Below are 24,481 nucleotides of genomic sequence, written 5' to 3'. Positions count from 1 at the left end.
TCACCAATGTCTTTCACGAACTCCTTCCAGGTGCCTGCTCCGATTTTCCGGGGCCGGCATCATCCAAGGAGGATGGATTGAAAAAGGAAATGATTGTCAGGGCCTGGAAGGATCCTGCGTACCGCGCGAGCCTCACCGACGAGGAGCGCTCGTCCCTCCCCGAGTCTCCCTCCGGGAGGGCGATGACCGAGCTCGAGGACGATGAGTTGCTCGGCATCTCCGGCGGGAAGAGGGGCCCCGACTACTCCGTCGACACCTTCCGCTGCCCCGCCCCCACATTCTTCAACTGCCAGGACACCGTCAACTCGTGCGGAATCGTCGCCTGCGTGTAGCGGTGAGGCAGTGAGGGAGAGCCTCCCGGGCGCGTATCGCGCGAACTTGTCCAACAGTTGGACAAGTTCAGGAATGACCGCGCCAGTGGGACCATGTTCCACTGGCGCTTTCCCCCTTGTGCCACTACGACGGGCGCCCCTCACTTCGAAGGAGACGCACCCCATGGCCAAGATCACCCTGAAGGGAAACCCCATCCAGACCGAGAGCAACCTGCCCGCCGTCGGCGCCCAGGCACCGGACGCCACGCTCACCGGCATCGACCTCTCCGACAAGAAGCTCTCGTCCATCCCGGGCAAGCGCGTGCTCAACATCTTCCCCAGCATCGACACCGGGGTCTGCGCCACGTCCGTGCGCACCTTCAACAAGCGCGCCACCGAGAAGCCCAACGTCACCGTCATCAACGTCTCCATGGACCTGCCCTTCGCGCTCAAGCGCTTCTGTGGCGCCGAGGGCATCGAGAAGGCGCTGACCTTCTCGGGCTTCCGCGGTGACTTCGGCAAGCAGTACGGCGTGACCATCAAGGACGGCGGCCTCGCGGGCCTCTACTCGCGCGCGGTCGTCGTGCTCGACGAGAACGGCAAGATCCTCCACACCGAGCAGGTGCCCGAGATCGGCCAGGAGCCGAACTACGACGCGGCCCTCGCGAAGCTGTAGCCGGGACTCGGTTCAGTCGTTGGAGACAAGAAAGCACTCGAACGTCCGCCGGGCTCGATGCTCCCCCGAAAAATATGAGGCCCCAGGTTCGAGAGAACCTGGAGCCCTGTAAATGGCGAGGCATAGAACGGTCAGGTCGGCGTGCGCCCGCTCGTGTACTACCCCAAGTGGTTGAAGTCGATGGTCACGAGGCAGGAGTCCAAGTCATCACTCGGAGGAGGGGTCGCTGCACTCCATGCTCTGGTTCGTCCGGTAGTCCGCCTGTCGTTGGCGAGCCGAAGACGCATTGCCCGGAGCGCGGACCATCCGTGGTGAGCGTGGCCGGGTTGCGTGCGACATGGGACCGCCCCACTGCTTGAAGGGCTGGTGCCCCCCCTTCTTCAGTGCTCTCTTTTTCGGTGCTCAAAGAATGATGCGCTCTGGCACTGATTCCCCTGCGGCCAGGGGAGCGACTCCAGGAGGGGGCCTGGAAAGCTTTTGCAGGAGCAAAGCATTGGATGTTCCCCGAAAAGGGCAGGCCGCCTTTCACCTGTGACGAACCTCACGTTTTTCGTGTGAGGTGCTTTACGACGTTCGCAATGGGCCTGATTCAAGATGCTTTGCCAGAGAACCATAGGGGTTCTCGGTGAACGCATCGCTCAAGGTGAAGTACGCACTTCTCTGCCATGGCCCCGAAGGCTGTAGCCCACGGGCTTCCCTCTCGACCCAGTTCGCTGTCCACCCTCTCAGTCGAGGTTCCACCATGTTGTCATGTCGCTTCCCTGGCGCTCACCGTGCCGTCTCGCTCGTGCTGCTCTTGCTCGCCCTGCTCATCCCTGTGCATTTCGCTGCCGCCCAGGCGGGGAATGCCAACATCCTCACCAGCAACACAGACTGGATGCGCTGGATCCCCAATGATACCAGCGTTGCCGCGCTCTCCATCCCTGGCACGCATGACACCATGACCAGTGGATTCCTCATAGACGATATCGAAGATCACTTCTCGTACCCATGGATCATGACCCAGGACCGGGGGCTTCGCTCCCAACTTGACGCCGGTGTCCGTGCCCTGGACATCCGCGCCCGCCACTACGGCGATCGCTTCACCATGCATCACGCAGACGCCTATCTCAATTCCAATTTTGACGATGTCCTGCAAACCGTGGTGCAGTTCCTGAAGGAGCATCCCACTGAAACCATTCTGATGCGCGTCAAGCAGGAGCACCTGCCAGAGGCCACGACCCGTTCATTCATCGAGACCTTCAGATGGTATCGTGACCAGGCCGCCTACAAGGACTTCATCTGGGGCGGGAACTTCATTCCCGCTCTGCGAGAGGTGCGCGGCAAGATCGTCATCCTCGATGATTTCAGCGGCGGTGCCTACGGGATCAGTTGGGGTAGCATCCAACTCCAGGATAATTACAACCCGGACAGCAAGGACCAGAAATGGGATGATGCGCGCGCGCTCATCGACAGGGCCAGCGGGGGTGATCTGGGAAACCTGTATGTCAACTTCCTGAGCGGCTACATCATCCCCTTTAGCTCTCCTGATGTCATGGCCAGTAATATCAATCCGCGCGCGCTCGGCTATCTGACCGAGGGCCGCGCTCGGCGCACCGGGGTGCTCATGATGGACTTCCCGAGCGAGGATTTGATCCAGGCCGTCATCGCCCTCAACCCCCAAGGGCTCATTCCCAGGCCCGTCCGAGGTGCCACGGTCAGCCCGGGCACGAGCCTCGATTTCGGGGTGGACCGCATCGGCGGGGACTACACGGCCTTCTCGCTTGTGGAAGCGCGCCCCGAGTTGTGCCGTAATGCCTGCCTGGCGGATGCTCCCCGGTGCACGGCTTTCAATTACATCCAGCCGGGCGTGTTTACCCGGCAGGCCCGGTGCTTCCTCAAGCAAGGCACTCCCCCCCCGCCTGTCGCCACTCCCAACGCCGTCTCCGGCCTCGCCCCGAAGAACGCCGACGTCGGACTCTCAAGCGGGTTGCTGGAGACCGGTGTCGATCGCTACGGCGGTGATGACTACCGCAACTTCGACATGGAGGAACCGGTGCCCGAGCAGTGCCGTGAGGCATGCCGCAACGAGTACCCCTACTGCCAGTCCTTCTCCTACAACAAGCCGGGTGTGCAGGGTCCCAAGGCCCGGTGCTATCTCAAGCGCAGCATCCCCGCGCCTGTCCCCAATGCGTGCTGTGATTCCGGTGTCATCACCAGTGCCTTGCCGGATGCTCCCGTCCCCACCACGGGAACGAGCATCGAGTTCAACGTCGATCGTCCAGGTCAGGATTACTTCGAATTCGAGCCGGCCGAAGCGACGCCCAAGAAGTGTCTCGAAGCCTGCTTCAGCCAGGCGGAGTGCAAGGCGTTCACCTATATCAGGCCCGGCTCGCTTGCCCCCAGGGGCCGCTGCTATCTCAAGAACGGTGTCCCGGCGCCAGTCGCCAACGCCAATACGGATTCAGGCACCAAGATGGCGAAGCCGTCCGCCGGTGTGTACAGCGGGCTGATCGAGACCAATATCAACCGGGGCGGCCAGGATTTCCACCAGTTCGACCTGGACGAGGCGCGACCCGAGGCCTGCCGTGAGGCCTGCCAGAACAGTACGGCCTGCAGGGCTTTCACCTACGTCAAGCCTGGCGTTCAGGCCGCCAAGGCCCGGTGCTATCTCAAGTCCGGTGTTCCCGCGCCGAGTTCCAGCGAGTGCTGTGATTCGGGTGTCATTGCCCGGTAATGAAGGGGCGCGAAGGGCCCCGGGTTCCATGGAACCTGGGGCCCTGAAAAGGGCAAGCACCGCCTATTCGTAGACCGCCGAGGACTGCTGCTATCCGCTCTGCTGTCGACCGCCAATATGCGGCTCGGGTCAGAAGTGCTGCCCAGGCGACATGAACTCAGACGGCAGCCTCATGTTTCAGTCAATGCGAGGAGCGTGTTGAGGATGAGGGTGTACCTTGCCCTGAACCGGTGAAACCCATGACCACTCCCCCACCCCAGCAGCAGATCTCCTGGGCCGAGCGCATCGCCATCGTCCGCAGGCACCACGAGATGGAGTCACGTCTCACGGCACCCGTCAGTGAGCGGATGCTCGACCTCGCCCGGCTTGGACCGGGCATGCGGGTGCTCGATGTGGCCTCGGGCATGGGCGAGCCCTCGCTCCGTGCCGCGCAGCGTGTGGGCCCCTCCGGCTTCGTACTGGGAACGGACCTGGTCGACGGCATGCTCGAGGTCGCGCGGGAGCAGGCACATGCCCTGGCTCTGTCCAACATCGAGTTCCGTGCCGCGGATGCGGAGACGCTTGAGGTGCCGGAGCAATCCTTCGATGTGTCGACCGTGCGCTGGGCATTGATGTACATGCCCCGGCCCGAACGTGCGCTGGAGCGGATCTGGCGAGCGCTCCGGCCCTCCGGGCTCCTTGTGTGTGCGACCTGGGGAGGACCCGAGCAGGTCGAGTACGCATCACTGCCGCGCAGGACCATGGCCCGATTCCGTCCCCTGCCTTCCGTCGAGCCCGATGCTCCGAGCGTGTTCCGCTACGCCGACCCCGAGCGCTTCCGCGAGGTGTTGACGCGCAGCGGGTTCGCGGTGGAGCATGTCGAGTCCATGCACATCCCCGTGATGGAGGCAGCGGATGGTGCGGGAGTCGTGCACTGGATTCGCAGCTTCGGGGGGCCCGTGGCGAAGCTCGCGCAGGAGTTGTCTCCGGAGGAGCAGCGAGCCTGGGAGGGGGAGGTCATCCGCGAGTGCGAGCACTACCGGACGGGCGGGAAGGTCCAGCTCGGCGGAGTGACGTGGCTCTTCGCGGCGAGGAGGACGGAGCGCGAACCTTCGTCTCACTCCGCCGCGTAGCCGCCGAAGACCAGGCCAATGCCACCATGGAGCGCCGTTTCCCCGGAGCCGAGGGACCTGCCCGCCCGATGCAGCAGGGAGACCTCGGGAACGATGCGGAACACCTGGCCGATGGGAATGGCCAGACCCAGTGAGGAGCCCACGATGATATTGCCGTCGAAGCTCTGGGACGTGAGGGACTGCCCGGTCTTGATGACGTAGCCCACCCGGGGTCCGAGCACGAGCTGGCTCCCGCCCAGGTTGAAGCCCACCAGCAGCGGCAGCGAGGGGAAGACGAGTCCCGGAGTGGTCGAGCTCATGGGCAAGACGTAGGCGAGGCTGGGGGCCAGCGTGACGTCGACCCCGCTCTTCAGCGAGGGCGCGCGCAGCAGCGCGAACCGGGCATCCACCTCGGCGCCCGGCAGGAACAGGCGAGCACCCACGTCGACCCGCTCGGTCACGCCATAGCGGACGGCCAGCTCGCCCTGGGGGATGTAGCTGACGTTCCCCTGAAGGCCACCGGAGAGCGACACCTGGAGCTTCCCCGGATCCACGGTACGGGCCATCCCCGTCGACACGCAGCCCGGCAGCGCTCCCAGGCCCGCCACGCACGTCACGAGCAGAAACACGGTTCTTGTCATGTCCGGGCCCCTAGCACGGGCCGTACCAGCGAGCGGTCCCGAGCCACTTCACGCGAGGCGTGTGCATCCAGATGCGCGAAAGGCCCAGCGCTCGTGCAGGTCCCGTGTCACATCCGGGGCCCTCTCACTCCAACCGGGTGCCGGGTGTGACGCCCGGTCCCAGCCCTGGAGTGAACGAAATGAAGAAGGAATCGATTGTCCGTGCCTGGAAGGACCCCGCGTTCCGCGCCAGCCTCTCCGCCGAGGAGCGTGCCTCCCTCCCCGAGTCTCCCTCGGGCCGGGCGTTGACCGAGCTCGACGAGAGCGAGTTGCTCGGAGTCACCGGCGGTAGGGCCGCCCTGGAGCCCTCCACGGGGTGTACCGATGGGGTGCCGACGTGCGGCATCGTCATGTGCCGCGACCTCGAGGTGGCCTGACCGTTTCCCCGGACCCCAGGTGACCCTCCATGCAATTCATTGCTCCTGTCTTTCCCTGGAAGAAAGCCGCGTTCCTTCACGAGCGGGCTACCGCGAAGCACGAGGATCCCCCTTCGGAAAGTGAGCCGGTACTCCAGGAAGCCGAGCGCCGGGCGAGCGCCTGGCGTCAGCTCATGGCGGGAGACGATGCGACGCTCGACGAGCGGTTGAAGAGCGTCGGGCTCGATCGGGAGGCCTTCCTGCGGATCCTCGTCCGGTCCGGGAACCAGGAGGACGCCCCCGAGGACAATGGCCCCTGGGTCTCCCTCATCGAGGAGGTCATCGAGCAGCGGCACGCCGGAGAGCCGCTGCCTCCCTCGCTCCAGCCTCCCTCCGGTCCAGGGCAGCCAGGACTGGCGTTCTCCGGCTTCGTCCAACCGTTCCTCCGGCTCGCCGCCGCGAGGCTGCGCACCGTCACCGCCGCGTTGCAGGCCCGTTTCGGACTGGGGCTTCCGCTGCTGTCTCCCGAGGCCGAGGCCTCGCTGCTCGAGGGCCTGGCGCGCCGGCTCCAGACCCTTTCCACCCGCACCCTCATCCTCGAGCTGAACGTGGCGCGGGTCATGGAGGAGCTCCCCGGCGATACGCCCCAGGAGCGCTTCCACCACTTCTCCACCGTGCGTCTCCAGGAGCCGAGGGTGCTCGCCGCCCTGCTGGAGGAGTACCCGGTGCTCGCCCGCCTGCTCGCCACCAGCACCGAGCGGTGGCTCACCGTGAGCCTGGAGCTCCTCGAGCGCCTCGCCAGTGAGCGGGAACAGCTCGGCCAGACCTTTCTCGACGGCCAGGACATCGGCACCCTGGTGGGCCTCCAGTCGGGCGTCTCGGACCTGCACCGCGAGGGCCGCAGCGTGGTCCTGCTGCGCTTCAGCTCCGGTCTGCGGCTCGTCTACAAGCCGAAGTCGCTCGCGGTGGACGTCCGCTTCCAGCAGCTCCTCCAGACGCTGAACGCGTGGGGCGCGCGCTACCCGCACCGCGTGCTCACCGTGCTGGACCGGGGCACCCATGGCTGGGTCGAGCACGTGGAGGCCACGGGCTGTGACTCGCGCGAGGCGCTCCAGCGCTTCTACTGGCGGCAGGGCAGCTCCCTGGCCCTGCTCCACCTGTTGGCGGCCGTGGACTTCCACCTGGAGAACCTCATCGCCGCGGGCGAGTACCCCGTGCTCGTGGACCTGGAGGCGCTCTTCCATCAGCGGCTCGCCCTGGAGACCGGGGACTCGGCCATGCAGCGCGCCTGGGGCGAGCTGGATCGCTCCATCATCTCCGTGGGCATGCTGCCCATGCTCATCTTCGGCCGGGCGGGACGCGCCGGGGTGGACATGAGCGGCCTGGGCGGCGAGGCCGGACAACTCTCGCCCCAGGCCGTGCCCATGGTGGAGGACGCCCACAGCGACACCATGCGCATGGTGCGCCGCCAGGGCCGCACCTCGGGCTCCAGCAACCGTCCCCTGCTCCAGGGTCAGCCCGTGGACGCCGCCGGCTTCACCGAGGACATCGTCCAGGGCTTCGAGGAGACACACCGGCTCCTGCGCCAGCACCGCGAGGAGCTCGGCGCCCGCCTCCAGTCCTTCGCCGATGTGGAAGTCCGCCACATCGTGCGCGCCACCCAGCGCTACGCCCTGCTGTTGCAGGAGAGCGTCCACCCCGACTTCCTGCGCGAGGGCCTGGAGCGCGACAAGGTGCTCGACAACCTCTGGGCCGAGGCCTCCCTGGTGCCCGCGCTGCGGCGGCTCGTGCCCTCGGAGCACGCGGACCTGCGGCTCGGGGACATTCCCCTCTTCACCACGCGTCCCGGCCAGCGCCACCTGTGGAACAGCACCGGCGAGTGCATCCGCGACTACTTCGCGCGCGACAGCCTGTCCGAGGTACGCGAGCGGCTCGCGCGGATGGACGAGAAGGACTGTGCCTGGCAGGTCTCCCTCATCCGCAAGTCCATGGTGTCGCTCGACAAGGGCCGGGGTACCGCGCGTCCCGCCGCGAGCACCACCCCGCCCCCTTCCCTTCCGCCCGCCTCGCGCGAGGACTGCCTCGCCGCCGCCGTCTCCATCGGAGAGCAGCTCGCGGCCAGGGCCATCCGGGGCAAGACGGATGTGTCGTGGATCGGCATGAGCCTGGAGGACCTCGGCCAATGGCGCTGGAGCCTCTCGCCCCTGGGGACGGATCTGTACGAGGGCGTCGGCGGCGTCTCCCTCTTCCTCGCGTACCTCGCCCGGGAGACGGGACGCGCGGACTTCGAGCAGCTCGCCCGCGCGGGCCTGGAGACCGTCCGCGATGCCTGGCGCAACCCCGATCCGAGCGACGCGGGCGTGGGCGCCTATGTCGGCCGGACTTCCTCCGCGTACGTGCTCGCCCACCTGTCCGCGCTCTGGAACCAGCCAGCGCTGCTGGACGATGTGATCGCCGGCCTCCCCACCCTGGAACCACTCATCGACGCCGACACCCGCTTGGATCTCCTCAGTGGCTCCGCGGGCTGCGCGCTCGTGCTGCTCGGACTCCATGCCCGCACCGGGGACCCGCGGCTGCTGGACGCGGCGAGACGGTGCGGGGAGCGGCTCCTCGTCACCGCCCAACCGTGTCCGGAGGGGGGCCTGGGCTGGAAGGGGCCGGCGGCCCAGCGGCCCTTGTCGGGCTTCTCCCACGGCGCGGCGGGCATCGCGTACGCATTGCTGGCACTGGCCGCCGCCACGGGCGACACGCGCTACCGGGAGCTCGCCCACCAGGCGCTCATCTACGAGCGCGCGCTCTTCGTGCCGGAGCGCGGCAACTGGAAGGATCTCCGCGAGCCCGAGGCGTCCACGGGAGAAGCCAGCCCCGGCTTCATGGTGACGTGGTGCCATGGCGCGCCGGGCATCGCGCTCGGGAGGCTGTGCTCACTGCGGTACCTGGATGGCCCGGAAGTCCGCGCGGAGCTCGAGACGGCGCTCACCACCACCCTGAGCGAGGGCTTCGGCGGCGGCCACTGTCTCTGCCATGGGGACCTGGGCAACGTGGAGTCGCTGCTCCTGGCGGGCGAGGTGCTCGGGGAGCAGCGATGGAGCCACGCCGCGAGGGAGCGCGCGGCCCACATCCTCCACCAGGCCCGGACGCGCGGCTGGCGGTGCGGACTGCCCCGGGGTACCGAGACCCCGGGGCTATTGATGGGACTGGCCGGTATCGGCTACGGCCTGTTGCGGCTGGCGGCACCGGAGCAGGTGCCCCCGGTGCTCACCCTGGCCATGCCCTGAGTCAGCGCCGCGAAGCGGCAATCACGCGCAGGAAGGCCAGGCTCCGGCGCAGCCACCGCACCGGGGCCATCACCGAGGCCAGCAACGGCCGCCGGCGGCGGGGAACCCAGGGCCTGTCCAACAACGACTCCAGCGCCCGGCCCGTCCCCACCACCACCGCCGTCTGCAACAACTCCGCGGCGTACTGGCAGAACAGCTCCTGCTTCGGCGTCGCCATGGACACCAGCACCAGGTCCGGACGCGTCAGGGCCACACGATCGATCAGCCGCTCCACCCCGGGCCCCTGCCCGTCCTCGGGCACACCCGTGGCGGCAACGCCCACGGCGAGCAACTCGTACCGGTCCCGCAGCGCGCACGCGGTCCACTCGGCCAGCCCGGGCTGATCCGCCACCACGAGCACCCGCCACGCCCGCGCACGGGCCAGCCCGGCCAGCGCCGGCAACCACCGGGCACCCAGCTCCGGCAGCGGCGAGCCAATCACCCGCGCCGCACGCACCAGCGCCGTGCCGCTCGCGAGCGACAGCTCCGCCGTGGCGAGCGCCTCGCGCAACGGTGCCTCCCGCTCGGCGCGGACGATCTGCTCCACCCCTGGCGTGAGGACCCGGCCACCCCGGCCGGTGGCCACGAGCCGCTCGATGCACACGAGCACCTCGTCGAGGCTCCCCATGTCCAGCGGAACCTGACCGATGCGCATGCGCGGAAAGGCCCATCCGGCCTCCCGCTCAACTCTCCTCGGTGCTGGAAGCGCGAGACTCCCTGGCGTCTCCAGCCCGACAACCCCGTTCATCACCCTCCTCCTCCTGGCGCCCTCGATGGGCTGGGACAGTGGTGTCACGCACCACGATCTGCCAGGGGGGTCTGACGAATGAATGACCGGGGACTGACGACGGTGTTACATCCGTCCCCGGATTCTTGGAGCGCTAGAGATCCGGCGGAGGCCGGACACCCAGGTGACAGGCGCGCAACGCCAGCTGGGTCCGGTTCTCCGCCCCCAGCTTCCGGTACAGCTGTGTCACATGCGACTTCACTGTACGCTCGGCGATCTGCAGGTGCGCGGCGATCTTCAAGTTGTCCGCGCCGCCGGCCACGTACTGGAGCACCTCGCGCTCACGTTGCGTGAGGGTGAGCAGCACGCTCGCGGTGGATGTGGCCACCGGAGGATGCTCGAAGTCGTTGCGCAACAGTTGCACCGGGAAGAGTTTCTCCCCGCGCACCAGGGCGTTGACGGCCGTGCACACGGCGTTCGTCGTCAGGGTTTGCCGGAAGAGGTAGCCCGAGGCCCCCTCGTCGAAGCACTGGGAGATGAAGTCCTGTGCATGCGCCGAGGACAGCACGAGCATCCGAACCTCCAGCCGGCGCTTGCGCGCCTCACGCAGGAGGTTCAGCCCTTCCGTGGCCGGGCAGCCCAGGTGCGCGTCGCCTTCCGGCTCCACGTCCAGGATGGCCACCTGCGGCGGATCCGTGCCGATGCCATCGAGGAGCGTCCTCACATCCCGGGTCACCCACAGGACCTGAAGCCCTTCTCCCCTCAGCCCATCGGCCAGTCCCTGATAGACCGCCCACGGTCCTTCCAACAATCCAACCCGCACTTCCGCTTGATTCGTTGCCATGCGAGGGCCCCCCAGCCGTCATGGCGTACAACTACCTTTGAGACTCACTGCACCCGGTGTTGGAAGCACTCGCGGCTCCTGATGTGGTCTGCGTCGATTTTCCGCGAGGCCTTCGTCCCACCGGTCAGCACCATCCACAACCTGTTGACGCTTGTCTCTCTCCTGAGTCGCACCTCCGACGTCTACTGGAAAGATTCGACCCACCACTCCCTCCAGTTCACCCACCGTGTGACTGGCGTTACCCACGAATGCCCATCGGTATGGCATCCGTCCAGTCGCGATCCACGCCAATTTGCCGCTGAGTGTGCACGGCTACACCCATAGCCCCTGGAGGTGTCGGGTGGTGGGCTATTCCAGGGTCCGCGGGCGGATGCTCTGGAGGACAGGGGGCGGCCTCCGGGTGTGCCTTGTGCGTCGACATCCCCGCTCTACCCTGACTGTAGGGGCCGTACCCCAGCGTGGGTACGACCCGAGCACAAGGAGGGACTTGTCATGGCGGATCTTCCAGTGCGTCGAGGCAGTGGCTCGCCGGTTGGCCGGTGGACCCGGGGGTTGGATCCCTTCGAGCGGATGAAGGAATTGATGGGGTTCGATCCGTTCGAGCAGGTGGGCCGCATGGTGGGCGGCGGTGACACGCCGTTGGGCTTCATCCCGGCCTTCGAGGTGAAGGAGACGAAGGACGCCTACATCTTCAAGGCGGACGTGCCCGGGGTGAAGGAGGGAGACCTGGACATCACGCTGACGGGGGACAGGCTCACCATCAGCGGCAAGCGGGAGACGGAGCAGCAGGAGGAATCGGATCGCTTCTACACCTACGAGCGCAGCTACGGCTCGTTCACCCGCTCGTTCACGCTGCCCGAGGGCGTGGATGCCAACAACGTCAACGCGGAGCTGAAGGATGGCGTGCTCCACCTGCGGTTGCCCAAGCAGCCGGAGATGCAGCCCAAGCGCATCCAGGTGAGCACCACGGACGCCGGCAAGCAGGGCAAGATGAAGGCCTGAGCCGGGCGTGAAACAACGGGAAAGGGGCTGGAGTCCTCCAGCCCCTTCTTCATTCCAGGCCCCGGGCCCGTCAGATGGTGCGCTGCCACAGATCGCGCAGGTCGTGGGGCATCTGGCCGATGACGTCCTCGATCTCCCCCTCGGAGACCTGATCCCTCACCGCGGTGAAGACGGCGCGGATCTTCCGCTCGGCCTCGAGCGAGTCCACATCCAGGTCCTCCGACACCATCTGGACGAAGCCATCCCTGCCGAACTTGCTGGCCGGCTTGCCAACGTGCCGCTCGCAGCGGATGAGCAGATCCTGGAGCTTGCCGGGCAGCTGGGCCTCCAGGTGCGCGGCCTCCTCGCCGAAGAGCCGCTGCTCCAGCACGCAGAGCACCGACACCGCGGCGCGTTCCGCCTCCTCCTCGTTCATCGAGCCGATGACCATGAGGTTGCGCAAGAAGGCCTTGTAGGTCTGGTTGCGCCGGGTTTCGCTGCGCTGCTCGCGCCGGGTCTGCAGGTCCACCCCCGAGAGCCGCCGCGACTGGCCCTGGTCCTCCGTGCGCTGCGACGGCTGATTGATGTTGGTTCCCGTGGGATCCGTGTCCGCCATGTCCGCCTCCCCGTGGCATTGAAGGGTTCCTTCTGACCTTGACCACGCCCGGGCATGGCGTGCAGCGAGGCCGGGGCAATGGGGTGCCCGCCCTGGTGCCTGCCCTGGCGGACCTCCAGGCGTGTTCCGGGTAATCTCCCGGACGAATGGACTCCGCCCCCTCCCCGAGCCTCGACGTCGCCACGCCCGAGCGGGTATCGCTCTCGCTGCCCGTGGCCGGCATCGGCTACCGATGCCTCGCCTACCTGGTCGATCTCTTCATCCTCTTCGTCTTCTGGGTGGTCGCCTACTTCACCTTCACGCTGCTGGTGAGTGACGTGGTGGGCTTCTTCCAGGGGCTGTCCGGCCTGGCGCAGACGCTGATGGTGGTGGGGGTGTTCGCCACGCAGTGGGTGTACTGGACGGCGGCCGAGGTGCTCATGGGCGGGCAGACGCCGGGCAAGCGCCTCGTGGGCATCCGGGTGGTGCGCGTGGATGGCTCGCCCGTGGGCGTGCTGGAGAGCGCGGTGCGCAACCTGGTGCGCGTGGTGGACTCGCTGCCGCTCGTCTACGCCGTGGGCGTCCTCAGCGTGCTGCTGACGCGCCAGCACCGGAGGCTGGGAGATCTGCTCGCCGGCACGTTGCTGGTGCGCGAGGAGCGCATCGACCTGGACAAGTACACGGCGCCCACCGTGGGAGCGACGGCACTGCCCACCGCCACCCACTCCGAGCGGCTCACCGCGGAGGACGTGGAGCTCATCCTTTCCTTCCTGACCCGGGCGCCGGAGCTGGAGCCCCAGGCCCGGGCGCGCCTGGGGACGAAGCTGGTGGAGCGCTACGGAGGGCTCGACAAGGCCGGACGCGCCACCGTGCTGGCCTCGGCCCAGAGCACCGAGGCCTTCCTGAGGGCCCGCGTCCAGGCGGAGCGCTGACGTGGCCGCTCCCCTGCCCGCCTTCGTCACCCGCCGCCGCCCCGACTGGGACGCCCTGAAGGAACTGCTCGACCGGCAGCGCGCGGGCACCCTGCAATTGGGCGAGCTGCGAACGCTCGATGTCCTCTACCGCCGGGCGGCGGCGGACCTGGCGCATGCCCAGACCTTCTACGCGGGCACGGACGTGCACCGCTTCCTCAACCAGCTGTGCGGCCAGGCCTACGCCACCATCTACCAGCCGCCGCGCGAGCGGCTGGCCTCCACCCTGGCCTTCTTCCGCCAGGACTTCCCGCGCACCCTGCGCGCCAACGGTGCCTTCGTGGCCGCCAGCGCGGGCCTCTTCCTGTTGGGAATCCTCCTGGGCGCGGTGGTGGTGCTGCTGGAGCCGCGTGGCGCGGAACTGCTCGTCCCCGAGCACCTGCGCGGCTTCATCGCGCGCAAGGAGATGTGGACGGATGGCATCCTCACGGTGTCGCCGCCCAACGCGGTGGCCTCGGGCATCGCCACCAACAACCTCACGGTGACCATCGTCACCTTCGCCTCCGGCATCCTGCTGGGGCTGGGGACGGTGTTCGTGCTCATCAACAACGGCGTGCACCTGGGCTCGGTGGCCGCCCTGTGCGTGCACGAAGGCATGGGCGCGAAGCTGTTCGACTTCATCGCCGCCCACGGGCCGGTGGAGCTCTCCATCATCGTCATCGCCGGAGGCGCGGGGCTCATGGTGGGCCAGGCCCTCGTCGACCCGGGCGAGCTGCCCCGTGGGCAGGCGCTCGCGCTGCGGGGGCGCGAGGCCGTGAAGCTGGTGCTCGGCTGCGCGCCCTTCCTCGCCCTCATCGCCGTGGTGGAGGGCTTCGTGTCCCCCGGCGACTTCTTCTCCTCGTGGGTGAAGGCCGCGCTGGGACTCGCGCTGGGGGGCTTCTTCTGGCTCTACCTGCTGCGCGCCGGCAGGGACGGAACCGGGCCTACGCCTGTTGGATGAACACGGCGAGGAGCGCACCGGCCCCGAGCGCGAGGAGGAGCCAGACCCAGGTTGGCCGCCCCGTGTCCCGCCTCGCGGCGTCTCCCGGAAACGGCAGAGGGCTCTTCCGCCGCAGCTCCGCTTCGAGGGCCTCGACCTCGTCCTTGGCCTCCTTCAGACCCGTGCGCGCGATCTGGCGATGGAGCTTGATGGCCTCGATCTTCTTTCCCTCGACGATCAGCCGCTCGAGCTCGGCCCGCTGCCCGGCGGAGAAGGACTCACCCGGCGGTGCGCCCGTCATCCGCTGGAGCGCCTCGGACGAGAAGCGCGGAGGGCGCCCCTCGGCGAGCTGCTCGATGGCATCCTTGGACTCCTTCAACCCTTCGCCCGTCAGCTCGCGGTAGCGCTTGATGGCATCGATGGTGCGGCCCTCCCGCACCAGGGCGGTCACTTCGGCGAGTGCTTCGTCTGGAGTCATGGAACCGGATACTACCCCGTTCCACGCGAGCAGTGGCCTGAACCACGCCCCTGTCAGGAACCCGTGGCATTTCGCGTCTGATTTCGCATGACGGTTGAAGCAGCCGTCCCGTTCGTCTAACGGCTCAGGATGCTGGCTTTTCATTCCAGCGATGAGGGTTCGACTCCCTCACGGGATGCCACCGCTTCAACCAGACACGAGGGGATGTAGCTCAAAGGTAGAGCACCTGCCTGATAAGCGGGAGACAGCAGTTCGAGTCTGCTCGTCCCTACTGGTTCCATAGACAGACACGCGTGTAGCTCAACAGCAGAGCACCGGTCCGACACGCCGGAGATCAGGGTGCGACTCCCTGCTCGCGTAATCTGGGGTCATCGTCCAACAGGAAGATGCCGCCATCGCAAGGCGGAGATCCGGGTGCAACTCCCGGTGACTCCACTCTCCTTCCCCACACTCACGGGCTGGCCGCCGGGGCGGAATCGGGCTTTGCACGCCTGATGTGCCGGGTTCGACTCCCGGCCGGTCCAATTCCTCTCACGCGCGGCGCGCTACGCCCAGAACGCCACCAGGGCGCCCGCGGCCGTGGCCACCACGTTGACGGTGTCATTGCCCAGCCAGGAGAAGCCACGCAGGGGCCGCGCGGAGCGTCCGCACCGGTGCACCCTGCGCTCGGTCTCCCGCCCACAGGCATCGCACCAGCGCACGTCCTGCACCGTGGCGCCCAGCAGGCTGTCCACCAGCGAGCCCGCCACTCCCGCCAGCACGAGCCACGGAATGAGCGCCACCGGTACTCCCGCGAGCACGGCCAGGCCTCCCACGAACGCAGCGCCCGCGGTGGATGCCAGCAGCCCGGCTCCCGACACGGCGCCGGACGTACCGGGCGGAACCTGCCGCAACGTGGTGACGAGCCTCGGCGGCGAGCGCGAGAGCACTCCCAGTTCCGTGGCCCACGTGTCCGCGTTGGCCGCGACCAGGGCTCCCAGCATGGCCAGCGAGTAGCGCGCGTCTCCGGTGACGCCCAGCAGCACCGCCGCCACCGCGGCCACGCCTCCGTTGGCCAGCGCCTGGCCCAGATCCCTCGTCCCCGTCTTGGCGTACTCCTCCTCCACACCGGCCTTCCGGGCCCGGAACGTCTTGGAGAGCACGCTCGAGGAGATGAAGAAGCCGAGCAGCGCCGCGGAGCCCACCGCCCCCGCCAGCCCGAAGACGGGCGTGCCGACGAGGATCGCCCCCAGCACACCACTCGGGCTCAGCGAGCCCCGGGCCCACGACAGCACGCCGATGGCCAGGGCGATGACGGCTCCCACTCCCAGTCCCCAGGCATGCGTGGACGGCACCAGGTAGAGGACGGCCCCCGCGGACAGCGGCACCCAGAGGTTGTCCCGTCCCTTCGTGCCGAGCGCCTCGGCACAGGTGGCCACCACGGCGCACAGCAGCGCCAGCGGCACCCGCGGCATGTCCGGCGCCACTCCCGGCATCCACGTCAACACGGCCAGCACGGCCACGAAGGTGCTGGCGCACAGGGCCAGCGAGCCCTCCAGGCTCTTGTGCTCCCCGTGAAAGGTCTCGTACCGGTGGCGCCCGAAACGCCGGCCCACCAGCGAGGCCACGGCATCTCCCACCGCCATGGCCATGACACCTCCCGCCGCCACCGCCGGCCTGTCCCACGCCAGCCACACCAGCATCGAGTAGGCCACCGGAAACCACACCGTGCCCAGGTTGTCGGGCTCGGCCTCCACCGACTTCAGCAGCCGCTTGCGGTGGATGTACCAGTTCGCCATCGCCGCCGTCGCCGACGGCACCACCGCGAACTCCCGGCTCTCGAAGAGCCCCAGCGTCCCGAAAATCCAGAAGCCCACGCCCACGTGGATGATCTTCCGCGCGAGCTCACGCGACAGGCCCAGCCGCAGGGCCAGCTCCCCCGCCGCGACACAAACCCCGACATATCCGTAGGACCAGAAAAGCGCCTGGATGTCCTGACTCATCATCATTTCTTGGGACTCAAGAAAAATACAGGAAATCCCGTAGGGGGGCGAGTCTCCCGCATCTCTTACTTGTAGTCTTTTGTCAGCTTTTCTTCCAGTATGCTACCCTGCCGCAGATAAGCGCAGAGCCACCCCCGTGGGATCTGCGCCTACCCCTGAACGTCGACCGGCGTCCCCTCGCCGGCCCCCTTCTGGAGGACAGACACGGATGAAAGCTTTGCGCATTCGCCCCCTGGTCGTCCTGTGCCTCATGACGTTGCCATTCGTTGCTAGCGCAACGGATGTCCGCTTCGAACAGGGCTCGCTCATCATTCCCATGCAGCGGGCGTATCAGACCCAATGCGGCTCGGTGGCCGCGTACGGGCTCATCTACCGGTTCCTGCAGAAGGGAGTGACGGTCTACTGGGCGGTGCAGCCCACGAAGACGAGCCACCACCGGTGCAAGAACTCGGTGGACACGGCGGTCCACATCGACGGTTGCGACATGGAGGTGGCCAAGGAGAGTGGCTGGCCCGTGTCGCTGCTGAACAACACGACCGGCGAGTTCATCAATGAGTTCGACACGTTCGACACCCGCGGCGCCCCGAACGGCATGGGCGAGAACACGTTCCGGGTGAAGGGCACCGTGAAGCGGATGCGCTACATGGGCGGGCCCTTCATCATCGAGGCGTCCGAGGCGGCCAAGGCCGTCAATCTGCTGAAGGACGATCCGGACTTCGCGAAGTTCAAGGGCCCGGAAGGAACCCCCGACCCCAACTGCGGCCCGGGCACGGGCTTCTACGTCCGGGTGCACAAGGTCAACAACGCCTTCGTGGCGCCCATCGCCCGCATCATGAACGAGGTCCCCCCGCCCATCGCGCTCGTCGAGGGCAGCGGCGGCTCGGTGGGCATCCTGCGCCAGTACCTCTTCAACGCCGGCCTGAACTTCGAGGGCGCCGAGGGCACCTTCGAGCACCACGGGAAGATCTTCGACGTGCTCCACCAGGAGCGGGATCTCATCGACGACGGCACGCACCCCCGGGGCAAGCTCAACTACGCGCCGGATCCGACCATGCCCAACAAGACCTACTACAAGGTCATGTGGGCCCCGCACTGGCAGGCAAACACCCGGGAGCAGGAGAAGCTCAAGCAGGGCCTGGACAACATCGCCCACTTCGCCGACCTCGGGAACAGCATCTTCAACGAGTGCGCGTCCATCGAGACGTACGAGGACAGCTACCGCCCCAACGACACCCGGCGCACCCACTACAGCGACAACGAGCCCACGCAGTTCATGTCCAAGCGCACCCCGGAGCAGGCGGTGGGCGATGGCCTGCAGACCATGTACACCGGTGAGCTCACCGGCAACGGTGGCTTCGCGACCAACGGGCAGGACTGCTCGGATCCGGGTGCCAGCGGGGACTGCTACATCTTCCGCAACTACGGGGACCTCTTCAGCCAGAAGGGTGACTACCCGTTCGTCATCACCTCGGGTGTCGTCGAGGGCTTCCGGGTGCGCCCGGGCAAGGAGTACGGCGACGGAACCCTGCGGATGATCACCACGAAGTCCACCTCGAACGCCGCCAAGAACGGGTGGGACCTGTACGTCTCGCGCCCGAAGGACAACAACCGCCAGAAGGGCAACATCCTCTACCTGGCGGGCCACAGCTTCGCGAACTCGACGGCCGGCAACCGCGTGGTGCTCAACACGCTGCTCAACCTCGCCTACAAGCCCAGCTCGCTGGAGACCAGCCGCGCCGAGCCCGTGGCGGACATCACCTACAAGGGGGATGGCACGGTGGATAAGGTGCGCGTGCTGTCGGGCACCTTCCTGGATACCCCTCCCCCGGCCCACTTCCCCGAGCGCATCAACTTCCAGATGGGCGCCAAGGGCGCGGACTGGATCTTCCCCTATGTCGAGGGCCGCTTCCGCTCCATCCTGTCCACCGACATCGAGGGCAAGCAGAACTTCGCCGCCGACGCCGAGTGGGAGGCCGCCGCGCGCATGCCCAAGCCGGGCGAGCGCGAGATCTTCACCGTCCTGGGAACGAACCAGGAAGGGCTCAAGAAGGTGGACTTCAAGCTGAGCGAGCTCCGGGCGGGCTGCCAGGATGATGACAAGACCGGGAAGCTGCGCAACGTGTGCGATCTCCAGGAGGCCTTCGGGCTGGACCGCAACGCCGCGGGCGCGAGCGTGTTGGATCCGGACGGGAATGGCATCGTGGAAACGGCGCTGGCGGCGCTGCTCAACGAGCACAACCACACCAGCCAGCACTTCCTGCAGCGGGTGCGGGGCTTCTGCGTGGCGCATGATCGGACGGACAGCACCCCGTACGACGACATGGAGCCCAACGAGGCGAAGTGCGACAACCGCCAGTTCGGCGAGGTCCGCTCGACGCTCGGCGGTCTGGACCACGCGAGCGCGGCGGTGGTGGGCCGCAGCGACTACATCGAGATCCAGCGCCCGGACATGGCCTACATCGGCGGGTTGGATGGCCAGCTGCACGCCATCTACCTGCGCGGCCCCATCCCTGGCCGGACGGCGCCCGCCGCGGGCACCGAGCTGTGGTCCTTCATCCCCAAGGGCCAGCTGTCGCGCCTGAGGACCAACGACGCGCGGGTGGACATCTCGCCGGTGGTCTCCGACGTGTACGTGGACTACGAGGACGTCAACCGCAACGGCGTGCTGGATCCGGACGAGCGCAACACGGGCATCTTCCGCTGGCGCACGGTGCTCGTCTCCGGCTCGGGCCGCCTGGGTGGAGAGATGTTCGCGCTGGACGTGACGGATCCCCGCTTCCCCACCGTGCTGTGGGATGTGACGGCGGACCAGGACAACTTCGATGACCCGGAGGCCGACAAGAACACGGCCTTCCGGTGGTCGGACCGCCAGGGGGGACCCGTTCCCAACTACACCGAGCTGGACGGCGCGCGGATCTCGGGTCCCTACAACTTCAGGGACTTCGGAGACTCGCTGGCGATCAACCTGGTGCCGGTGCGCCGGGGCAATGTGCCCACCTTCCAGGTCGTCGTCGCCACCAACGGCGCGACGACGGGGGCGCAGCAGATGCACGTGTTCGCCCTGGACTCCGGCACGGGCCGCAAGCTCTGGCAGTGGGAGCGGCCCTACGGTGCCAGCACGTCCAACTCCGTGCCGGGTGGCACCTCCACGCTGGACATGGACAACGACGGCTCCATGGATCGCGTGTACGTGGGAGACATGGAGGGCCGGCTCTGGGAGCTGGACATCCGCACCGGCGCCAACCTCAATGCCTTCACCACGGGCAGCGGCGGCAGCTACCCCCTGTTCTCCACGGACAATGCCCAGCACCCCATCAGCACGGTGCCCGCCATCATGCGGCTGCCCTATGAGATGGCCGCCGACAGTCTCTTCTCGAAGATGGGCGTGGGCCAGGCGGCCGCGGGCAAGCTCGCGCTCGTGTTCGGCACGGCGGGCCCGGACTGGGTGCTCACGACGAACCCCAACATCAAGGGCCGCGTGTACGTGGTGGCCTCCAGCCCGGAGGACGTGAAGATCCGCAACCAGCTCACCTATGACAAGGTGAGCTCCGTCTCTCCCACGACGGCGTCCGACATGAACCGGTGGGGCAACGCGAAGCAGGGAGCGGCCTTCTACTTCGAGTTGGACGAGAAGGAGCGCGCCGTGGGCTCGCCGAAGATCGTCGGCAGCCAGATCGTGCTCACCACGGCCTTCGGCACCACCGAGAACAACCCCTTCAAGTCGGACATGGCGGGCCACACCCGCGTGCGAGACCTGAGCCAGTCGAAATCGGCGGAGGGATACAAGAGCGCCAGCGGCAAGGCGGCGGCCGGCAGTCTGGTGCTGCCCGATGGCACCATCATCACCCAGAGCATGGTGGGCCTGGAGAGCACCGGGGACCAGAAGCCCGCCGGCAGCGTGCCGGGCTCGGGCCTCCCCGGGAAGCGGACGCCGGCGCGGATCGGATCCTGGCTGGACCTGGGCCGTGCACTCGCGGAGTAGGTGAAGCATGCGTGGGCAGAGACACCCTCGAGGAATGACGCTGGTCGAGGTGATGGTCGGCATGGCGCTGGTGGCGGTGGCGATGTTGGCGCTCGTATCGGCCAACACCCTCGCCGCCCGCGCCTCCAGCCGCTCCTACCGCCACCACATGGCCATGCGTCTGGCACAGCAACGGGTGGACGCGTTGGTGCTCGGTGACCTCAAGCCGAAGCTGCGCCCTGAGGCCAACAGCGCCGCCTTCGTCCACGATGGAACGCTCCTGGATTGCCAGGAGGCGTTCGGCACCCTGCTCCCCGCCACCATCGCGGAGCTGTGCAACGGGAGCAAACCGGAGTTGGTGGGCTGGGTGGACATCTACGGCCGTCCGTGCAGGAAGACCGGAATGCCGGAGGAAGGCTTCCACCCCACCTGCCAGTACCGCCGCCACGTGCGCTTCGAGCGGGTCGTCGACGGGACCGCCCAGGGAGACCTCTGGCGCGTCTTCGTCGCGGTCAGTCACGCCTCGGACGGCGAGTGCGAGAACTTCAGAGAGGGCGATACCCAATGCGTCGTCACCAGCGCACTCCTGACCCGCTGAGGCTCGCCCGGAGGCGGCGCTCCGCGCGGGGACTCACCCTGGTGGAGCTGTTGCTCAGCGCGGCGCTCGGCATCGTGATGCTGGGCGCCGCCGTGGCGGTGTTGCTGGCGGCCGGACGCATGAGGCGCAACCAGCAGCTGCTCTCGGATGCCAACGAGGAGGCCCGCACGGCCCTGCGCCTGGTGTCCCGGGCCATTGCCGCCGCGGGAGCCGGCGGTCCCGTCTACAGCGTCACGGGCGCGGATGGCACGCCGCAGCAGCGCCCCGCCATGCTCTTCACCAACGGCGTCGCGGCCCTGCACGACGGGGACATGCCGCAGAGGCCCGACACGCTGACGCTCGTGCGTTACGGCGCGGATCGGCGCACCGTGCTGGTCACCCCGCTCGCCGCGGACCGGGTGAACGTGGCACCGGATGGGCGGCTGACGACGACGCCCGGCGTCCAGGCCGAGATCTTCCAGGACGGGGAGGGCGCGCTGATCACCAACTTCCAGCGCGCCATGCTGGTGCCCATCCAGGCGAAGAACATCACCATGGATGGAGCCGTGGCGAGGAACGTCGTCCAGTTGGACATGCCCGGCACCGTCAATCCCCTGCAGCTGCAGGATCCGCTGATCCCCATCGAGCCCGGAGCCACCGTGTTCCCGGTCCGGGTCGTCCGCTTCCACGTGATGTACGTGGAGGCGGTGGGCAAGACCCCGGCCCGGACCGACCTGGTGATGGAGACGTTGAATCCGCGGACGCTCGCGCCGCTCGTGCCGCCGGAGCGGACGGTGCTGGCCAAGGACATCGAGGACTTCCAGGTGCAGTGGGGCTACGACCGCAACGACGATGGCGTGGCGGATGACGGCTTCAGCGACCAGGGGCCCACGGAGACCCTGCTGGACCCGGGGCTCACCTTCGCCCGGATCTCCATCTCGGCGCGCACGAGCAGCACCCTGGTCAGCGACGAGGGGGAGTACGTCGTGCAGGAAGACACCCCGTTCGAGCGGGGAATCGACCTCGGAGGAGCCCCCCGGCCCGAGGCCAGCGGACACCGCCGCCGGGTGCTCAGCACCGTGGTCCTGCTCAAGAACGTCGCCGCAACCCGTATCTGATGGTGGGAGAGCGTGCCATGAAGTCCCGAGTCCCTCGTCGTGGGTCTACCCTGTTGACGGCCCTGGGCGTGACGTTGCTGATCGCCCTGATCATCCTCGGCGCCCTCGCGTACACGGGGGCGGAGCAGGAGCGCAGCGGCCGCTCCGTGCGCGACATCGACGCGCAGACGTGCTCCGAGTCCGCCGCGCAGTGGGGCCGCAAGTTCTACGGAGAGAAGTACCACGAGTGGAACCTGATGCTGTCGGCGTCGTCCGGGGCCCGCTACAACAACCCGGAGTCCAAGCTGGAGAACCTCGTGGATGAGTGGGGCGCGGGCTCCTACGGCCGCATCGACGGGCAGCCGGTCGTCATGCCTGGCCGTCCGCCCGACTTCCGGGTCACCATCTCCGACAACATCGACGAGTTCCCGCCGAACGATCCCAACCCCACCCGGGACAATGATCTCCAGGTGGTGATCCGGGCGGAGTGTCTGATTCCCCGGCTCGCCATCGCGACGCCGAAACTGGTGGAGAACCTGGAGAGGAAGGCCGAGGAAGACCCGAACCACTGGCGCGGCCCGGTGCTCGCCGAGACGAACGAGACGCGCAAGAACAAGGTCGTGGAGATCGTCCTCATCCACACGCCCGGCAACGAGTACCGGGCGGGTCAGCGCGGCGGCGGCTCCAGCGGCGACCAGAACATCTACAACTGATCTCCCTCCCCGCGCGCCTGGCGGCCGCGAGCGGCGGGCAGCGCCGAGGCCCCGCGCACCGCCGTCGAACCCGCCTCCAGCGCTTCGATCCGCTTGCGCTGACGGTGGCGGAGGATCTTCTCGTAGGCCAGGTTCAGCTCGCGCATCTTGGCCTCGGAGCCACCGCGATCCGGGTGGCGCTCCAGCGCCAGCTCACGGAAGCGGGCCCGCACCACCTCGGGGGAGTCCGAGGGCGACACCCCCAGCACCCGGTAGGGATCCTGGTCGTCGATGGCGGCCAGCCACGCCTCCAGCCGGTCCTTCACGGCGAGGAACTGGGCGTCCCCCTCCGTCTTCTCCTTCACCGGGTGGGTGCGCATCTTCGCGTCCGAGCGGAAGACCTCCGTGTAGACGCTGGAGACCCAGCGGTGGCACGAGCCGCAGCGGAAGTACTTGACCCGTGGCCCCGAGTGGCCGCTCATGCGCACACCGCAGTGGGTGCACTCGACCTCCACGTTCTCCAGGGTCCGCCAGTTCCAGTTCGTCGCAGCCGCCGCGCTCATGGTGCTCTCGACCTCTCCCGTGCAGGCGCTACAGGCCTGTTGTGGGTGTCAAGGTCCCACGATCCGATCTCCCGTCAAGAAATCTGCAACCAGACGGTCGCGCTGGTAGAAGCGGGCGGATGCTCGAACAGACGATCGCCTTCCTCGGCGCCGGCAACATGGCCGAGGCGCTCATCAAGGGCCTGCTGCGCGCCGGCAACGCGAAGCCCGGGTCCATCATCGCCACCGGGCGCCGGAAGGATCGGCTGGAGACGCTCGAGCGTACCTACGGGGTGCGGACGACGCAGGACAACCTGGCCGCGGTGCGCGAAGCGGACGTGGTGGTGCTGTCCGTGAAGCCGCAGGCGCTGGACAAGGTGCTCGTCCAGGTGGCCACGGCGGTGGATCCGCACAAGCTCATCATCTCCGTGGCGGCCGGCGTGCCCATCGCGGCCATGGAGCGGCGGCTGGGGGCCGGGGCGCGCATCATCCGCACCATGCCCAACACCCCGTCCCTGGTGGGCATGGGCGCCTGCGCGCTGTCCCCGGGCGAGCATGCCAGCGAGGAGGACCTGGCGGTGGCCACCCGCATCTTCCAGTCCGTGGGCACCACCACCGTGGTGGACGAGAACCTCCTGGACGCCGTCACCGGCCTGTCCGGCAGCGGCCCCGCCTACATCTTCCTCATCATCGAGGCCCTGTCGGACGCGGGCGTGAAGGTGGGACTGCCCCGCTACACCGCGCTCAAGCTGGCCTCGCAGACGGTGCTGGGCAGCGCCCAGCTGCTCATCGAGACGGGGGCCCACCCCGGACAGCTCAAGGACCAGGTGACGAGCCCCGGGGGCACGGCGATCGCCGGCTTGCATACCCTGGAGGCAGGCGGGCTGCGGACCACCCTCATCAACGCGGTGGAGGCCGCCACCCGGCGGGCCAGGGAACTGGGGGAGCAGTTCCTGGAGAAGTCCTAG

At 67.8% G+C, this 24,481-nt stretch carries 21 protein-coding genes and 5 tRNA genes; 19 read left to right on the top strand and 7 right to left on the bottom strand.

Translation table 11 applies throughout. The features are described from left to right. Positions 1–89: 89 nt before the first annotated feature. The 4 genes from BO221_RS00300 (at position 90) to BO221_RS00285 (ending at position 4,815) form a co-directional block, all read left to right on the top strand. Complete coding sequence (locus BO221_RS00300) at positions 90–332, top strand: mersacidin/lichenicidin family type 2 lantibiotic (RefSeq protein WP_073558340.1); 243 nt, start codon at positions 90–92, stop codon at positions 330–332. A 163-nt stretch (positions 333–495) separates the two neighbouring features. Next, a complete protein-coding gene (gene tpx, locus BO221_RS00295) occupies positions 496–987 on the top strand; it encodes a thiol peroxidase (protein ID WP_073558339.1) in 492 nt (163 codons plus the stop codon). A gap of 796 nt (positions 988–1,783) precedes the next feature. Next, positions 1,784–3,703: a phosphatidylinositol-specific phospholipase C domain-containing protein gene (locus BO221_RS00290; protein WP_158079767.1), complete on the top strand. Its 1,920-nt coding sequence runs from the start codon at positions 1,784–1,786 to the stop codon at positions 3,701–3,703. 239 nt (positions 3,704–3,942) lie between these two features. Further along, on the top strand, positions 3,943–4,815 hold the full coding sequence (locus BO221_RS00285; protein WP_073558337.1) for a class I SAM-dependent methyltransferase: 873 nt from the start codon (positions 3,943–3,945) through the stop codon (positions 4,813–4,815). Here the strand turns inward: BO221_RS00285 and BO221_RS00280 are convergent. Continuing rightward, on the bottom strand, positions 4,800–5,435 hold the full coding sequence (locus BO221_RS00280; protein WP_143195185.1) for a hypothetical protein: 636 nt from the start codon (positions 5,433–5,435) through the stop codon (positions 4,800–4,802). The genes BO221_RS00285 and BO221_RS00280 overlap by 16 nt on opposite strands. 179 nt (positions 5,436–5,614) lie before the next feature. Between BO221_RS00280 and BO221_RS00275 the strand changes: the two genes are divergently transcribed. Continuing rightward, positions 5,615–5,851, top strand: coding sequence for a mersacidin/lichenicidin family type 2 lantibiotic (locus tag BO221_RS00275; protein WP_073558335.1), 237 nt, complete (start codon positions 5,615–5,617; stop codon positions 5,849–5,851). A gap of 29 nt (positions 5,852–5,880) precedes the next feature. Continuing rightward, entirely contained in the window at positions 5,881–9,108 is a 3,228-nt protein-coding gene (locus BO221_RS00270; protein WP_073558334.1) for a type 2 lanthipeptide synthetase LanM family protein, read from the top strand. A gap of 1 nt (position 9,109) precedes the next feature. Here the strand turns inward: BO221_RS00270 and BO221_RS00265 are convergent, their stop codons facing one another. Next, the gene (locus tag BO221_RS00265) at positions 9,110–9,802 is read right to left on the bottom strand and encodes a WecB/TagA/CpsF family glycosyltransferase (RefSeq protein ID WP_073558333.1); all 693 of its coding nucleotides are present in this window, start codon (positions 9,800–9,802) and stop codon (positions 9,110–9,112) included. 226 nt (positions 9,803–10,028) lie between these two features. Continuing rightward, positions 10,029–10,718: a response regulator transcription factor gene (locus BO221_RS00260; RefSeq protein ID WP_073558332.1), complete on the bottom strand. Its 690-nt coding sequence runs from the start codon at positions 10,716–10,718 to the stop codon at positions 10,029–10,031. Between the two features lie 492 nt (positions 10,719–11,210). Between BO221_RS00260 and BO221_RS00255 the strand changes: the two genes are divergently transcribed. After that, positions 11,211–11,720: an Hsp20/alpha crystallin family protein gene (locus BO221_RS00255; RefSeq protein ID WP_073558331.1), complete on the top strand. Its 510-nt coding sequence runs from the start codon at positions 11,211–11,213 to the stop codon at positions 11,718–11,720. Positions 11,721–11,790: 70 nt separating this feature from the next. Here the strand turns inward: BO221_RS00255 and BO221_RS00250 are convergent, their stop codons facing one another. Next, positions 11,791–12,315, bottom strand: coding sequence for a DUF2267 domain-containing protein (locus BO221_RS00250; RefSeq protein WP_073558330.1), 525 nt, complete (start codon positions 12,313–12,315; stop codon positions 11,791–11,793). A 146-nt stretch (positions 12,316–12,461) separates the two neighbouring features. On the opposite strand from BO221_RS00250, the gene BO221_RS00245 reads away from it, so the two are divergent. Then, positions 12,462–13,226: an RDD family protein gene (locus tag BO221_RS00245; RefSeq protein ID WP_073558329.1), complete on the top strand. Its 765-nt coding sequence runs from the start codon at positions 12,462–12,464 to the stop codon at positions 13,224–13,226. Position 13,227: 1 nt separating this feature from the next. Further along, entirely contained in the window at positions 13,228–14,205 is a 978-nt protein-coding gene (locus BO221_RS00240; RefSeq protein WP_073558328.1) for a stage II sporulation protein M, read from the top strand. Here BO221_RS00240 and BO221_RS00235 read toward each other — a convergent pair. Beyond that, complete coding sequence (locus BO221_RS00235) at positions 14,189–14,662, bottom strand: hypothetical protein (RefSeq protein WP_143195184.1); 474 nt, start codon at positions 14,660–14,662, stop codon at positions 14,189–14,191. The genes BO221_RS00240 and BO221_RS00235 overlap by 17 nt on opposite strands. 105 nt (positions 14,663–14,767) lie before the next feature. Here BO221_RS00235 and BO221_RS00230 point away from each other — a divergent pair. The 5 genes from BO221_RS00230 (at position 14,768) to BO221_RS54705 (ending at position 15,186) form a co-directional block, all read left to right on the top strand. Further along, a tRNA-Glu gene (locus BO221_RS00230) sits at positions 14,768–14,843 on the top strand. A gap of 19 nt (positions 14,844–14,862) precedes the next feature. Beyond that, a tRNA-Ile gene (locus BO221_RS00225) sits at positions 14,863–14,933 on the top strand. Positions 14,934–14,951: 18 nt separating this feature from the next. Next, positions 14,952–15,022: transfer RNA gene (locus BO221_RS00220), tRNA-Val, on the top strand. Between the two features lie 4 nt (positions 15,023–15,026). Beyond that, positions 15,027–15,097 (top strand) — tRNA-Ala (locus BO221_RS54710). Between the two features lie 20 nt (positions 15,098–15,117). Then, positions 15,118–15,186: transfer RNA gene (locus BO221_RS54705), tRNA-OTHER, on the top strand. A 21-nt stretch (positions 15,187–15,207) separates the two neighbouring features. On the opposite strand, the gene BO221_RS00215 is transcribed toward BO221_RS54705, so the two are convergent. Then, positions 15,208–16,650 carry a DUF92 domain-containing protein gene (locus BO221_RS00215; protein ID WP_233165555.1) on the bottom strand — a complete coding sequence of 481 codons (1,443 nt, stop codon included), beginning with the start codon at positions 16,648–16,650 and terminating at the stop codon, positions 15,208–15,210. Positions 16,651–16,852: 202 nt separating this feature from the next. Here BO221_RS00215 and BO221_RS00210 point away from each other — a divergent pair, with 202 nt between their 5' ends. From BO221_RS00210 to BO221_RS00195, 4 genes are read left to right on the top strand one after another with little or no spacing between them, the layout of a single operon-like run. Beyond that, positions 16,853–20,626, top strand: a complete 3,774-nt coding sequence (locus BO221_RS00210; protein ID WP_073558326.1) for a PilC/PilY family type IV pilus protein — start codon at positions 16,853–16,855, stop codon at positions 20,624–20,626. Between the two features lie 7 nt (positions 20,627–20,633). Further along, positions 20,634–21,203: a prepilin-type N-terminal cleavage/methylation domain-containing protein gene (locus BO221_RS00205; protein WP_073558325.1), complete on the top strand. Its 570-nt coding sequence runs from the start codon at positions 20,634–20,636 to the stop codon at positions 21,201–21,203. Next, on the top strand, positions 21,170–22,300 hold the full coding sequence (locus BO221_RS00200; protein WP_143195183.1) for a PilW family protein: 1,131 nt from the start codon (positions 21,170–21,172) through the stop codon (positions 22,298–22,300). The genes BO221_RS00205 and BO221_RS00200 overlap by 34 nt, the downstream gene beginning before the upstream one ends. 17 nt (positions 22,301–22,317) lie before the next feature. Beyond that, positions 22,318–22,992, top strand: coding sequence for a hypothetical protein (locus BO221_RS00195; protein WP_143195182.1), 675 nt, complete (start codon positions 22,318–22,320; stop codon positions 22,990–22,992). Here the strand turns inward: BO221_RS00195 and BO221_RS00190 are convergent. Beyond that, positions 22,983–23,534 carry a J domain-containing protein gene (locus tag BO221_RS00190; protein ID WP_073558322.1) on the bottom strand — a complete coding sequence of 184 codons (552 nt, stop codon included), beginning with the start codon at positions 23,532–23,534 and terminating at the stop codon, positions 22,983–22,985. The two genes, BO221_RS00195 and BO221_RS00190, sit on opposite strands and share 10 nt — an antisense overlap. A 119-nt stretch (positions 23,535–23,653) precedes the next feature. Between BO221_RS00190 and proC the strand changes: the two genes are divergently transcribed. Continuing rightward, entirely contained in the window at positions 23,654–24,481 is an 828-nt protein-coding gene (gene proC, locus BO221_RS00185; RefSeq protein ID WP_073558321.1) for a pyrroline-5-carboxylate reductase, read from the top strand.

Origin of the sequence: Archangium sp. Cb G35, assembly GCF_001896145.1 — a bacterium.
In the GTDB taxonomy this organism is placed as follows: Bacteria; Myxococcota; Myxococcia; order Myxococcales; family Myxococcaceae; genus Archangium; species Archangium violaceum.
The sequence above is the reverse complement of the archived record's forward strand: the minus strand, read 5'-3'. Positions and strand labels throughout refer to the sequence as shown.

Excerpts from the sequence above, each read along its gene's own strand:
- BO221_RS00235 (WP_143195184.1), bottom strand. The coding sequence starts at position 14,662 with ATGACTCCAGACGAAGCACTCGCCGAAGTGACCGCCCTGGTGCGGGAG.
- BO221_RS00190 (WP_073558322.1), bottom strand. The coding sequence starts at position 23,534 with ATGAGCGCGGCGGCTGCGACGAACTGGAACTGGCGGACCCTGGAGAAC.
- BO221_RS00215 (WP_233165555.1), bottom strand. The coding sequence starts at position 16,650 with ATGATGATGAGTCAGGACATCCAGGCGCTTTTCTGGTCCTACGGATAT.
- BO221_RS00210 (WP_073558326.1), top strand. The coding sequence starts at position 16,853 with ATGAAAGCTTTGCGCATTCGCCCCCTGGTCGTCCTGTGCCTCATGACG.
- BO221_RS00200 (WP_143195183.1), top strand. The coding sequence starts at position 21,170 with ATGCGTCGTCACCAGCGCACTCCTGACCCGCTGAGGCTCGCCCGGAGG.
- BO221_RS00265 (WP_073558333.1), bottom strand. The coding sequence starts at position 9,802 with ATGCGCATCGGTCAGGTTCCGCTGGACATGGGGAGCCTCGACGAGGTG.
- proC (WP_073558321.1), top strand. The coding sequence starts at position 23,654 with ATGCTCGAACAGACGATCGCCTTCCTCGGCGCCGGCAACATGGCCGAG.
- BO221_RS00270 (WP_073558334.1), top strand. The coding sequence starts at position 5,881 with ATGCAATTCATTGCTCCTGTCTTTCCCTGGAAGAAAGCCGCGTTCCTT.
- BO221_RS00245 (WP_073558329.1), top strand. The coding sequence starts at position 12,462 with ATGGACTCCGCCCCCTCCCCGAGCCTCGACGTCGCCACGCCCGAGCGG.
- BO221_RS00275 (WP_073558335.1), top strand. The coding sequence starts at position 5,615 with ATGAAGAAGGAATCGATTGTCCGTGCCTGGAAGGACCCCGCGTTCCGC.
- BO221_RS00205 (WP_073558325.1), top strand. The coding sequence starts at position 20,634 with ATGCGTGGGCAGAGACACCCTCGAGGAATGACGCTGGTCGAGGTGATG.
- BO221_RS00300 (WP_073558340.1), top strand. The coding sequence starts at position 90 with ATGATTGTCAGGGCCTGGAAGGATCCTGCGTACCGCGCGAGCCTCACC.
- tpx (WP_073558339.1), top strand. The coding sequence starts at position 496 with ATGGCCAAGATCACCCTGAAGGGAAACCCCATCCAGACCGAGAGCAAC.
- BO221_RS00250 (WP_073558330.1), bottom strand. The coding sequence starts at position 12,315 with ATGGCGGACACGGATCCCACGGGAACCAACATCAATCAGCCGTCGCAG.
- BO221_RS00280 (WP_143195185.1), bottom strand. The coding sequence starts at position 5,435 with ATGACAAGAACCGTGTTTCTGCTCGTGACGTGCGTGGCGGGCCTGGGA.
- BO221_RS00260 (WP_073558332.1), bottom strand. The coding sequence starts at position 10,718 with ATGGCAACGAATCAAGCGGAAGTGCGGGTTGGATTGTTGGAAGGACCG.
- BO221_RS00285 (WP_073558337.1), top strand. The coding sequence starts at position 3,943 with ATGACCACTCCCCCACCCCAGCAGCAGATCTCCTGGGCCGAGCGCATC.
- BO221_RS00255 (WP_073558331.1), top strand. The coding sequence starts at position 11,211 with ATGGCGGATCTTCCAGTGCGTCGAGGCAGTGGCTCGCCGGTTGGCCGG.
- BO221_RS00195 (WP_143195182.1), top strand. The coding sequence starts at position 22,318 with ATGAAGTCCCGAGTCCCTCGTCGTGGGTCTACCCTGTTGACGGCCCTG.